This is a genomic window from Mycobacterium sp. (assembly GCF_039583805.1).
Lineage (GTDB): Bacteria > Actinomycetota > Actinomycetes > Mycobacteriales > Mycobacteriaceae > Mycobacterium.
On record NZ_JAVKSH010000109.1, the window covers coordinates 1 to 11,887 of the forward strand.

Genomic DNA, 11,887 nt, shown 5'->3' on the forward strand with positions numbered 1-11,887 from the left:
TTCTCGCGAGTAGAGCCCAATTCTCGCGAGTAGAGATGGCGGCAAACGGCACTCTTGCCGGCTTTTGCGTGCACCCTGCGGCGTTTACGCGGGTCGCCTGAATACTTCGCGTTCGAGCCGTGCCAGACGCTCGGCGACGGTACCTGATTCGCCATGATCTTCGGCGAGGAGTCGATCAATGGCCCAGACCCGGATAAGGGTCGATAGTGACATTCCGGCTTTGACGGCAGCCTGGCTCAGCCGCTCATGCTCGTCGGCAGCCAGGCGCACCGATACCACGCTCTGGCGGCCAAGATTCGGACGGCTTGTCGTGACGTGCTCGGGCGCCGGTCCCCCCGGGTAGGCTTCCGCGCGCGCGCCTTCATCGGCGAGCAAATTATCGATTTTGCTCATTCTTGCTGCTCCTCACTGTAAAGGCTTCGATCCTGTTGATTCGACACCCAGGCATTGTTGCCCCACTAATCGCCATTCGGACGTTCATCGGGGTCGGCATCGGCGGATATTAAAATCACGGTCAGCACCATCCGCGCTGACGGCGAATAGCCGATCACCCGAACCGACAGGCCCGACCGACTGGCCGGGTCCGGCACTTGCCAGACGGCGTGACGGTCGTTGACCGCTTCATCCGCCCAGGCGGCAGAGATGCCGTGTCGCTCCCGGATGTAATCGGCCCGCCTGCACCAGTCGACCGCATGCACCTACAATACACTACTTATAACTACGATAGTGATCTCCGCGGCGGTGCGCGGCTCTCGGGTGCGTGAGAGGCTCATCGGCTTTCGCGCACGGTTGCCTGGAGTCGCCGCCACGGCGCACCAGCTCGAACACGTACAGGCCCGACTCGCCCGCTCGCGCCGGGAGCACGTCCGTTCGTCTGTCGACCGTTCCCCGTCCTCGGCACCATCGGCCCCACCCATGCTTGCCACCTCGCACGTCTCAAAGCACACCCCATACCCGATCGCGTTTAACAGGCCTTTTGTTGGTGACTGTGAAGCGAACCGGCGAAGACATTGGAGCTTTGTTGCAGGTCGGCAATCTACCTACTGCTGGCGGCAGCTGAAAACCGCGTCCGACGGGTGGCGTGACGGTCGACTGGCGTCCTGTGCGTCGACTGTGCATCCGTGGCGGCTTCCCGCGCCGAGTGTGCGTCGATGGCGACGACACGCCGAGGAGCTCCGCCCTGTGCGCACACTGAAATCCCTGCGCGCACACTCGACGCCGGAGGCCCACGATCGACGGCGGCGGACCGTCGCCGCCACGCCGAAACCTCTGCCGCACCTAACTGGATCACCGGTAGGCGTGCGACCAGCGGCAAAGCTATCTGACCTTCGAGGAGTGGGTCGTGCCCAACGGCCACGGAAGCGTGTGGTCGATGTCGCAGACCTCGGCCGGGCTGTCGCACCCAGGGAACCGGTACGTCACATCCCGCAGCCGCACGAATTCGGCCAACGCCGCCGAGGGCCGATCCCCCGACTCGGAATCGGCCGACGGCCTGCCCAGCGGCGTGAGTGTGGCCGTCCTGGCCACCCCCCGCGCACAACCATCGCCGGAAGCCGCCCAAACCCCGGCAGATAGCCCGGCGCCGGCGAGTCACCATCGACCGTTGCCTGCTCGGCGAGCACGCGAATCACCACCTCGGTGGCCCGCCCGCCGCCCCGACGCCGCGCACGCCGACGCACCGCACATGCAGCTTCGGGCGTCCAAGCCGGCCACCACCGCCCCCAGCGCGTCCGCCCGACGCAGCTCCTGGGCGCGCGGATCGTCGGCGCAGACCGTGTCGGCCGCCGCATCGAGATTGTGGTCCAGCGCCGCACCGTCAGTAGCCTGCAGCTGCGCTCACACCGCGGCCAATCCGGCCTGCGCGGGACTGATTTCGACATAGCGGTCGTCGTTGCGTTCCAACGGCACCCGCGTCCCCGCCGGATCGAACCGCATCACCCAGATATCGATGCGCTCCGCGAGTTTGGGCTCAGACAGCCGCATCCACCTCGGCTCGTGTCGGGCGATCACCACGTCCAGCTTGGCCACCAACTCCGGATCGCGCACCAACTCGGTGCGACACACCACCGCCGCCATCGACCGAAGATCAATGTCACCCCGAGCAAACGCCGCAGCCACCCGGGACAGCCGCTCACGCAAAGCGATCACATACCGCAACCGCCCCCGGGCCCGACCCCGACTGATCCCCCAACGCTGCCCTCACCTCGGCCACCACGTCGTCGTGGCCGTCGATCGCCCAATTGATGCGATCGGTGTCGTCCTCGGGTGCCCGACTCGCATACAACTCACCGATCGCGGCCAATTCTCGGGCACACATCGCGTTCTGCCGGCGCGCCTCAGCCGTGATCGCATCCACAAAACCGACGTCGTCAAGATCCGCAGAATGAGCTTCGAGCTGCGGCGATGCCTCAGTTTTAAACGCATGTTCGATAGAACACCAGGCGACTGGCACGCCGCCTATCGCGCCGCCACACCGTCGCGAAGCAGCCCGTCCTCGCCGGGGGTGGGGTCGGGCGGCTCCGTCGGGGCCACCGAGCCCTGGCGGGCCGGCAACTCAGAGGCGGTCTTTCACCGCGGCCGCCAGCCGTGCGCCGCCGGCCTTCCCGGCCGCGATCGCGGTGGCCGCCTTCATCACGATGCCCATCTGCCTGGTGCTGGGCCGCTCGCCGAGTTCCTCGGCCACCTGGGCGATCGCGGTGTCGACGACGTCGGCCAGCTCACCCTCGGTCAGCGGGGTGGGCAGATAGTCGTCGATGATCCGCGCTTCGCCGTGCTCCTCGGCAGCCAGCTCACCTCGTCCGTTCTGGGTGTAGATCTCGGCCGCCTCGCCGCGTTTCCGGGATTCTCTGGCCAGCACCTTGAGCACTTCGTCGTCGGAGAGTTCCCTCGACTGCTTGCCGGAGACCTCCTCGGTCTGGATCGCGGCCAGCACCATGCGCAGCGTTGCGGTGCGCAACTTGTCCTGCGTCTTCATCGCTTGGGTCAAGTCGGCCCGCAACCGGGCTTTGAGTTCCGCCATGGCTCAGACGCTACGCGAGGCACGCCCGGTGCGAGACGTTGAGAAAAGATCCGGCGGTCGACAGGATGGGATCCATGATCAACCACGACGGCGACCTCGGGTGAACACGCCGGCCCAGGATTACCCGGATTATCCGGGTGATCAGCCGCCCGGTTACGGTCCGCAGCCGGGCTACGGCCCGCCGCCCGGCTACGGCCCGCCGCCCGGTTACGGCCCACCGCCCGGTTACGGCCCACCGCCCGGTTACGGCCCGCCGCCCGGTTACGGCCCGCCGCCCGGTTACGGCCCGCCGCCCGGTTACGGCCCGCCGCCGGGTTACGGCCCGCCGCCGGGTTACCCCCCGCCGCCTGGCTACGGCCCACAGCCCGGCTACGGCCCGCCACCCGGTTACGGCCCGCCACCCGGCTACGGCGGTCCGCCCCAGATCATTCCAGGCGAACTCAAGCCGGGAATAATTCCGTTGCGGCCGTTGAGTTTCACCGACATCTTCAACGGCGCAGTCAGCTACATCCGGTCCAATCCGAGGACCACCCTCGGTCTCACCGCCATCATCGTCGTGATCACCCAGACCATCGGGCTGGCAATCGCGGCCGGGCCGTTTTCCGCAGCCAACCGGATACGGACGACGGCGCCCGGCGAACTGACCGGGACCGACGTGGCCGACCTGCTGCTGTCGCGTGCCACCGCCAGCGGCATCGCCTGGCTGGCCGGCATCCTGCTCAGCGGCATGCTTACCGTCGTCGTCGGCCGGGCGGTGTTCGGGTCGACGATCACCACCGACCAAGCATGGGCCAAAATCCGCGGGCGGTTGCCGGCGCTGGTCGGCCTGGCGGCGCTGGAGGCTGTCGTACTGATCGTCCTCGCCGGCCTGTGGACACTGATCATCGTCGCGGTCGCCGCCGTGGGCGGTAACGCCGCGGCCGTCGTCTTCGGCCTCCCGCTCACGCTGACCCTGATCGCGACGGTGGTCTTCCTCTACACCGGCGTGTCGTTCGCCCCGGTGCTGATCGTGCTGGAGCGGCTTGCGATCCCTGACGCGATCACCCGATCCTTCCGCCTGGTTCGCAACAGCTTCTGGCGGGTGTTCGGCATCCGGCTGCTGACCGCCGTCGTCGTGATGGTCGTCGCAGGCGCCGTCGCCGTCCCGTTCGACTTCGCCGGCCAGCTGCTGGGTGCACCGTCCGGTGCGTTGCTCGGTATGACGCTCACGGCCATCGGAGGCGCGGTCGGCCTGATCATCGCGGCCCCGTTCAGCGCCGGAGTCGTCGCACTGCTCTACACCGACCGCCGAATCCGCGCCGAGGCGTTCGACCTGGTGCTGCGGACGGGCGCCGCGCGCGGCCCGCAAGCGGCCGCGTCCACCGACGACCTGTGGCTCACCCGGCCGGTGTGAGGGTCTGCGCCCCGCATGTCCGCCATCGACGTCGGCCGCGACGACGCGCACCGGGCCGCGCAGAGCGAGCTGGCGAAACCGATCTACTCCAGCGGCTCGCCGACCCAGCGGTTCCACGACTGGGTCGGCCAACTGCTCTTCCGCATCCTGGACAAAAGCAGCTCCATACCCGGTGGGTGGTTCACCCTCGCCGTGCTGCTGACCCTGGTGCTGGTCGCGGTGCTGGTCGCAATCCGCATCGCGCGGCGCGCGATGCGGACCAGCCACGGTGCCGACCGTCAGTTGTTCGACGCCGTCGAGCTGACCGCGGCCCGGCATCGCGCCACCGCCGAAGCCTATGCCGCGAAAGATAATTGGTCGGCCGCAATACGGCACCGGCTGCGTGCCGTCGCCCGCGAGCTCGAGGAGACCGGGGTGCTCAACCCTGCGCCCGGGCGCACCGCCGACGAGCTCGCTCGTGATGCCGGTGCGGCTCTTCCACATCTGCTGTCCGAGTTGGTCAGGGCCGCAACAGTTTTCAACGACGTCGCGTATGGGGAGCGGCCCGGAACAGCTGCCCTGTACCAGACGACCGTCGAACTCGACGATCACCTCCGGTACGGCCCGCCGGCCGGGCCTGCCGCGGCTCGGCAGCCGCTCCGACCCGATTCATGGGCGCCGGCCGGGTGACCACCGCGGCGACTCGACGACGCCCGCGGTGGTGGATCGCACTGACGCTGACCGCCATCTGCGGTGTCGCGGCGGTGAGCGCCTACCTGACCGCGCCACGATCGGGCGGCCGGATGGACGCCGCGTCGACCGGCCCCGAGGGCACGCACGCCCTGGTCGCCCTGCTGCGCGACCGCGGAGTCGACGTCGTCGTCGCCAACACCGTCACCGACGCGGAGCGTGGTGCGCGGCCCGGTACCCTGCTGGTGCTCGCGCAGTCTCAGTACCTGGCCGACCCCGCACTGATGCGCCGGCTGGAAGAGGCACCCGGCGACCTGCTGCTGGTGGAACCGACGTCGCGGGCCCGCGCCGCACTGGCTCCCGGTGTCCGCAGCGCGGGCGCCGGCACGCTGGACAACGCGCCCAATTGCTCTCTGCGCGAGGCAGTTCGGGCCGGATCGGTGCAGTTCGGACCGACCAACCTCTTCCGCGCGGTCGGTGACAGGGCGGTCACAAGTTGCTACGACGGCGCCCTGGTGCGCTATCGCGACGGCGACCGCACCATCACGCTCGTCGGCAGTTCCGATTTCATGACCAACGGGGGCCTTCTGCACGCCGGAAACGCCGCGCTCGCGATGAACCTCGCCGGCGCGCGACACCGCGTCGTATGGTTTGCCCCGCAGCGTTTCGAGGGCACATCATCCTCGACGACATCGATTTTCGATCTCCTACCGCACAGTGTCATCTGGGCCGTCGCGCAGCTGTGCCTGGCCGTGGCGCTGACAGCGCTGTGGAAGGGCCGCCGGATCGGCCCCTTGGTCGCCGAAGAGCTGCCGGTAGTGGTGCGTGCCTCGGAAACCGTCGAGGGACGCGGGCGGCTGTACCGGTCGCGCCAAGCTCGTGACCGCGCCGCCCAGGCATTGCGCGCCGCGACTTTGCACCGGCTGGGGCCCCGGCTCGGGCTGGGTGGCGCCACATCGGAACCCGCGCTGGTGGCGGCTGTCGAACAGCGCAACACCGCAGATCCCGAGACGGTATGGCATACCCTGTTCGGACCGCCGCCTGCCACCGACACCGATCTGGTGCACCTGGCCCGCGCGCTCGACGACATCGAAAGGCAGGTCGCACACTCATGACCCAATCGGCCCCCGCATCCGCGCAGTCACCGCCGGCGGACACCGCCCGTGACGCACTGCTCGCGTTACGAACCGAAGTAGCCAAGGCTGTCGTCGGGCAGGACGCGGTGATCAGCGGCCTGGTGATCGCCCTGCTGTGCCGGGGTCACGTACTGCTCGAAGGTGTTCCGGGCGTTGCGAAGACGCTGCTGGTGCGGGCGCTGGCCGCCGCGTTGACGCTGGAGTTCAAGCGTGTCCAGTTCACCCCCGACCTGATGCCCGGCGACGTCACCGGGTCGCTGGTCTACGACGCCCGCACCGCTGCGTTCGTGTTCAGGGCGGGCCCGGTGTTCACCAATCTCCTGCTCGCCGACGAGATCAACCGCACACCCCCCAAGACGCAAGCCGCCCTGCTGGAAGCGATGGAAGAGCGCCAGGTCAGCGTGGACGGCGAACCGAGGGAGCTGCCCGACCCGTTCATCGTCGCGGCGACCCAAAACCCGATCGAATACGAGGGTACCTACCAGTTGCCGGAAGCGCAGTTGGACCGATTTCTCCTCAAGCTGACTGTGCCTCTGCCGCAACGCGATTCCGAGATCGCGATCCTCAGCCGGCACGCACACGGTTTCGACCCGCGCGACCTGTCGGCGATCCGGCCTGCCGCCGGGCCGGCGCAACTGGCGGCCGGTCGCGAGGCGGTTCGCCAGGTGCTGGTGGCCGACGAGGTGCTCGGGTACATCGTCGACGTCGTTGCGGCCACCCGGTATTCACCGGCTCTGCAGCTGGGAGTTTCACCCCGGGGCGCAACCGCGCTGCTGGCCACCGCGCGGTCGTGGTCATGGCTGTCCGGACGTGACTACGTGACCCCCGACGACGTCAAGACCATGGCGCGTCCGACATTGCGGCATCGGGTGATGCTTCGCCCGGAGGCGGAGCTGGAGGGCGCCACCGCCGACGGGGTTCTCGAGGGAATCCTGGCTTCGGTCCCGGTCCCGCGCTAGTGATTCTGACCGGGCGCGCTGGGTTGGTGGCGCTGGTGTGCGTGCTACCGATCGCGCTGTCAGACAGGCCCGCAATGGTTTTCGTCATACTCTTTGCGGTGTTGGCATGCGCTGTGACCGTGGATGTGGCGCTCGCCGCCAACACTCGGGCGCTACGTATCAGGCGTTCACCGGACGGCTCGGTCCGCCTCGGCCACACCGTGAACGCCGTTTTGCTGATTCACAACTCGGGCCGCCGCCGCTTCCGCGGCCAGGTTCGCGACGCCTGGCCGCCCAGCGCGCGCGCCGCCCCGCGCATCCACAGCGTCGACATACCGGCCGGGCGGGCGCACCGCGTGGACACCTCACTGCGCCCGGTCCGCCGCGGCGACCAACGCGCCGGCACCGTCACCGCCCGGTCGTTCGGACCGCTCGGCATGGCAGGACGGCAGGCGTCCCAACCGGTCGCGGGCCGACTCCGAGTGCTGCCGCCGTTCCTGTCCCGCAAGCACCTGCCGCCGCGGCTGGCCAAACTGCGGGAGATCGACGGGATGTTACCGACGTTGACCCGCGGCCAGGGAACCGAATTCGATTCACTGCGAGGGTATGTCGTCGGTGACGACGTCCGTTCGATCGACTGGCGTGCGACCGCGCGACGCACTGACGTCGTGGTCCGGACCTGGCGTCCGGAACGGGACCGGCGGGTCGTCATCGTGCTCGACACCGGACGCATGGCGGCAGCCCGCGTCGGCGTCGACCCCACCGCCGCCGATCCGGGCGGCTGGCCGCGGCTGGACTGGTCGATGGATGCGGCGCTGCTGCTCGCTGCGCTCGCGTCTCGGGCGGGCGACCGGGTCGACTTCCTCGCCCACGACCGGCGGACCCGGGCCGCCGTTTTCGGCGCATCGCGAACCGGGCTTCTGGCGGGGCTCGTCGACGCGATGGCACCGCTGCGGGCCGAGCTTGTGGAAACCGATTGGCGAGCAATGGTTTCCGCAATCCTGGGGCGTGCCCGGCGACGAGCTTTGGTGGTGCTGCTGACCGACCTCAACGCGACCGCACTCGACGAGGGGCTGCTGCCGGTGTTGCCGCAGCTGTCCGCCAGACATCGGGTGATTGTCGCCGCGGCCGCCGACCCGCGGGTCGACCAGTTGGCGGCCGGCCGCGCCGACGCAGCGGCGGTGTACGACGCGGCGGCGGCCGAGCGCGCCCGCAACGACCGGCGGGAGATCGCCTGCCGGCTGCGCCACGGAGGAGTGGACGTCGTTGACGCGCCGCCCGCCGAGCTCGCGCCGGCGCTCGCCGACCGCTACCTGGCAATGAAAGCCGCTGGACGACTGTAGGTCGGGGTCGTCAGCCGGTCGGGGTCGTCAGCCGGTCGGGATGACATCGGGCGCGTCGGCGATGTCGCCGGTCTCCCCCGCTCGGACGGCACGCCGGCCGAAGTGCACGACATAAGCAAGAAACGCTGCCTCGGAAAGGATTCCGATGGCGAACCGCAGGAACATCGGCAACGGCGACGGCGTCACGAAGGCTTCGATGGCACCGGAGATCAACAACACGACCACCAGCCCCACGGCGACGGCGACAACAGCGCGGCCCTGCTCGGCGAGCACCTGGGCGCGCGGGCGATCTCCCGGTGAGATCACCGACCACCCCAGCCGCAACCCGACGGCGGCCGCCAGGAGGACCACGGTCAGTTCCAGGATGCCGTGCGGAGCGAGCAGACCCAGCAGAACGTCGGTCTTGCCGGCAGCAACCATCAGCCCCGCTGTGACGCCGAGGTTGGCGGCATTCTGGAACAGCACGAACGGGATCGGTAAGCCCAGCACGACGGCGAACGCGATGCATTGCGCGGCAACCCAGGAGTTGTTCACCCAGACGTGCACGCCGAACGCCGCGGCGGGATGCGCACTGTAGTACGACGCAAAGTCATGGTTGATCAATTCGTCGATGTCACTTGGGGTTCCGATCGTGGACTGCACTTCCGTACTGCCCATGACCCATACCGCGATCACCCACACGACGGCGAAGAACGCCACGGCCGTCGCCAGCCACCAGCGCCGGGCGCGGTAGGCGACTACGGGGAACGACACCGTCCAGAACCGGGCGAACTCACCGGCCAGTGGGGCATGCGCGCCGGTGACGGCGGCACGAGCGCGCGCCACCAGGCTGGACAACGTGCCGACCAACGCCGCGTCGGAGGACGCCGAGCGCAGCGTCGACAAGTGCGTCGACACCCGCTGGTAGAGGTCGACGAGCTCGTCGATCTCGGCGCCGGACAGGCTGCGACGGTTCTTGACCAACCGGTCCAGGCGATCCCAGGTTGCACGGTGCGTCAGCACGAACGCGTCGACGTCCACGCTTGCAGAGTAACGGTGTGGGCCGGCCGATCGCACCGCGGCGAGTAGCGTTGCCGTCATGCCCGAGGTGGTGACCGGTGACGCTGTCGTGCTCGACGTGCAGATCGCGCAGTTGCCGGTGCGGGCGGTCGGCTCGCTGATCGATATCTCGGTGATGCTCGTCGGCTATCTGCTGGGACTGGTGCTGTGGGCGTCCAGCCTGAGCCAGCTCGACGATGCGGCGACCGCCGCGATCCTGGTCATCTTCACCGTGTTGGTGGTGGTCGGTTATCCGTTGGTGGTGGAAACCGCCACGCGCGGAAGGTCGCTCGGCAAGCTTGTGGTGGGGCTACGGGTGGTGTCCGACGACGGCGGCCCGGAACGGTTCCGCCAGGCGCTGTTTCGGGCGTTTGCCTCGGTAGTGGAGATCTGGATGCTGTTGGGCAGTCCCGCCGTGATATCGAGTCTGCTGTCGCCGAAGGCCAAGCGGATCGGCGATATCTTCGCCGGAACGGTGGTGATCAGCGAGCGTGGGCCGAAAACGGCTCCGCCCCCCGCGATGCCGCAGTCGCTGTCCTGGTGGGCCGCATCGCTCCAGCTTTCCGGCCTGGGTGCCGAACAGGCCGAGCTGGCACGCCAATTCCTCGCGCGTGCAACACAACTCGAATCCAAAGTACGCGATCAGATGGCTCACCGGATCGCCGGCGACGTGCTGGCGCGTGTTGCGCCGCCGCCCCCACCGGGCACCCCGCTGCAGCTTGCGCTGGCCGCTGTGCTCGCCGAGCGGCACCGCAGGGAACTGGCGCGGTTGCAGCCTGCCCCGCCGGGAGCGCGGCCGCAGTCGTGGCCGGCACCCCCGGCGGGCGAGGGCGAGTTCGCGCCGCCGAGCTGACGACGGTCGCGCCCCCGCACGGCGTTCCCCCGCCGACGCCGTGCACCGTGGCCGGCGACGCGCGCGAATTCGCGTTGCATCGCGATAGTATCCGATATATCACTATGGGTGTGCGGGAAGCCAGGACCGGCGGGCGGCGACTGGCGCGCGCCCTGGACCTGCTGAACTTCACACTGGCCGATGTTCGTGACGGCCTGGGGCCGTACCTGTCGATTTACCTGCTCTTGGTTCGGCATTGGGACCAGGCGTCTATCGGGTTCGTCATGGCGGTCGGCGGGCTGGCCGCGATCGTCGCGCAGACACCGGTCGGCGCCGTCGTCGACACGACGACGGCGAAGCGGGCGCTCGTAGCCGCCGGTGCGATAGCCGTCACCGTCGGGTCGGTGGCGATCCCGCTCGTCCACGGCATGGCCGCGATCTCGCTGCTGCAGGTGCTGACCGGGATCGCCGGCTCCATCTTCGCCCCTGCATTGGCCGCCATCACGCTGGGCATTGTCGGGCCGCGGCTGTTCGCCCGGCGGGTCGGCCGCAACGAGTCGTTCAACCATGCCGGAAACGCGACGGCGGCGGCCACGACAGCCGGGCTCGCCTATTTCTTCGGCCCGGTGGTGGTGTTCTGGGTACTGGCCGCCATGGCCGCGCTGAGCCTGTTCCCGACATTCCGGATCCCGGGCGAGGCGATCGACCACGACCTGGCACGGGGCATGGACCATGCCCCCGGCGAGCCTCATCCGCGGCCGTTGGGGTTCGCGGTACTGCTACACAATCGCCGGCTGATGACCTTCGCCGCGGCAGCGGTGGCGTTTCACTTCGCCAATGCGGCCATGCTGCCGCTCGTCGGTCAGGTGCTCGGGCTGCACAACAAAGACGTGGGCACCGCACTGATGGCGACCTGCATCGTCGCCGCACAGCTGGTCATGGTGCCGGTGGCCTACCTCGCCGGCGCGCGGGCCGACCTCTGGGGCCGAAAACCGATCATCCTGGTGGGGTTCGCGGTCTTGGCGCTGCGCGGGTTCCTCTACCCACTGTCGGACAATTCGTATTGGCTTGTCGGCGTTCAGCTTCTCGACGGTGTGGGCGCGGGCATCTTCGGTGCGCTGTTCCCGCTCGTGGTCCAAGACGTCACGCACGGAACGGGCCGCTACAACGTCAGCTTGGGGGCGATCACCACGGCGACGGGCGTCGGTGCGGCGTTGTCGAACTTCGCTGCCGGGTGGATCGTCGTCGGCGCCGGCTACCACGCGGCCTTCCGGGCGTTGGGCGCCCTGGCCCTGGCCGGATTCGTCTGGTACCTGATCGCGATGCCCGAAACGGCCCGCGCGACCGCGGACCGCGACACCGACGGTGTTGCACCGGCGACCGCGGCGACCCGTGAGCCCGTTGCAAGTGAGTGATCTTTAGTGGTCACGCGACTTGCACCCCGTCCCGGGGTTGTTCGGCAGCCGTTCGGCTGCGTCCCTTCCGCGCTTCACAGCCACCTGCCCGGCTGGGCCGGGTC

Annotated in this window: 13 protein-coding genes and 1 pseudogene; 7 read left to right on the forward strand and 7 right to left on the reverse strand. The window is 69.0% G+C overall.

What is annotated here, in order from left to right:
* Positions 1-84: 84 nt before the first annotated feature.
* From ABDW21_RS14030 to ABDW21_RS14050, 5 genes and pseudogenes are all read right to left on the reverse strand, one after another.
* Entirely contained in the window at positions 85-393 is a 309-nt protein-coding gene (locus ABDW21_RS14030; RefSeq protein WP_343710589.1) for a hypothetical protein, read from the reverse strand.
* A 65-nt stretch (positions 394-458) separates the two neighbouring features.
* Complete coding sequence (locus tag ABDW21_RS14035) at positions 459-698, reverse strand: transposase (RefSeq protein WP_343599552.1); 240 nt, start codon at positions 696-698, stop codon at positions 459-461.
* An 892-nt stretch (positions 699-1,590) separates the two neighbouring features.
* Positions 1,591-2,148 (reverse strand): annotated as a pseudogene (locus tag ABDW21_RS14040) (DUF222 domain-containing protein).
* Positions 2,132-2,452, reverse strand: coding sequence for a hypothetical protein (locus tag ABDW21_RS14045; protein ID WP_343599548.1), 321 nt, complete (start codon positions 2,450-2,452; stop codon positions 2,132-2,134). The pseudogene ABDW21_RS14040 and the gene ABDW21_RS14045 overlap by 17 nt, the downstream one beginning before the upstream one ends.
* A 102-nt stretch (positions 2,453-2,554) precedes the next feature.
* Positions 2,555-3,019, reverse strand: coding sequence for a GatB/YqeY domain-containing protein (locus ABDW21_RS14050; RefSeq protein WP_343599546.1), 465 nt, complete (start codon positions 3,017-3,019; stop codon positions 2,555-2,557).
* Here ABDW21_RS14050 and ABDW21_RS14055 point away from each other — a divergent pair.
* Genes ABDW21_RS14055 through ABDW21_RS14075 form a run of 5 tightly spaced genes read left to right on the forward strand, consistent with a single transcriptional unit; the run spans position 3,018 to position 8,498 of the window.
* The gene (locus tag ABDW21_RS14055) at positions 3,018-4,412 is read left to right on the forward strand and encodes a hypothetical protein (protein ID WP_343710590.1); all 1,395 of its coding nucleotides are present in this window, start codon (positions 3,018-3,020) and stop codon (positions 4,410-4,412) included. The genes ABDW21_RS14050 and ABDW21_RS14055 overlap by 2 nt on opposite strands.
* A 15-nt stretch (positions 4,413-4,427) precedes the next feature.
* Positions 4,428-5,081 (forward strand): DUF4129 domain-containing protein, encoded by a 654-nt coding sequence (locus tag ABDW21_RS14060; protein WP_343599542.1) that lies wholly within the window; start codon positions 4,428-4,430, stop codon positions 5,079-5,081.
* Entirely contained in the window at positions 5,063-6,196 is a 1,134-nt protein-coding gene (locus tag ABDW21_RS14065) for a DUF4350 domain-containing protein (protein ID WP_343599540.1), read from the forward strand. Before ABDW21_RS14060 ends, ABDW21_RS14065 begins: the two co-directional genes overlap by 19 nt.
* A complete protein-coding gene (locus tag ABDW21_RS14070) occupies positions 6,193-7,176 on the forward strand; it encodes a MoxR family ATPase (RefSeq protein ID WP_343599538.1) in 984 nt (327 codons plus the stop codon). The genes ABDW21_RS14065 and ABDW21_RS14070 overlap by 4 nt, the downstream gene beginning before the upstream one ends.
* Positions 7,176-8,498, forward strand: a complete 1,323-nt coding sequence (locus ABDW21_RS14075; protein WP_343710591.1) for a DUF58 domain-containing protein — start codon at positions 7,176-7,178, stop codon at positions 8,496-8,498. Before ABDW21_RS14070 ends, ABDW21_RS14075 begins: the two co-directional genes overlap by 1 nt.
* Positions 8,499-8,525: 27 nt before the next feature.
* Here ABDW21_RS14075 and ABDW21_RS14080 read toward each other — a convergent pair whose 3' ends face one another.
* The gene (locus ABDW21_RS14080; RefSeq protein ID WP_343710592.1) at positions 8,526-9,518 is read right to left on the reverse strand and encodes a stage II sporulation protein M; all 993 of its coding nucleotides are present in this window, start codon (positions 9,516-9,518) and stop codon (positions 8,526-8,528) included.
* 58 nt (positions 9,519-9,576) lie between these two features.
* Between ABDW21_RS14080 and ABDW21_RS14085 the strand changes: the two genes are divergently transcribed.
* Both ABDW21_RS14085 and ABDW21_RS14090 read left to right on the forward strand, forming a co-directional pair.
* A complete protein-coding gene (locus ABDW21_RS14085; RefSeq protein ID WP_343599532.1) occupies positions 9,577-10,389 on the forward strand; it encodes an RDD family protein in 813 nt (270 codons plus the stop codon).
* A gap of 110 nt (positions 10,390-10,499) precedes the next feature.
* Positions 10,500-11,783: an MFS transporter gene (locus ABDW21_RS14090; RefSeq protein WP_343710593.1), complete on the forward strand. Its 1,284-nt coding sequence runs from the start codon at positions 10,500-10,502 to the stop codon at positions 11,781-11,783.
* Between the two features lie 10 nt (positions 11,784-11,793).
* On the opposite strand, the gene ABDW21_RS14095 is transcribed toward ABDW21_RS14090, so the two are convergent.
* On the reverse strand, positions 11,794-11,887 hold a 94-nt coding region (locus ABDW21_RS14095; protein ID WP_343599628.1), incomplete at its 5' end, for a hypothetical protein.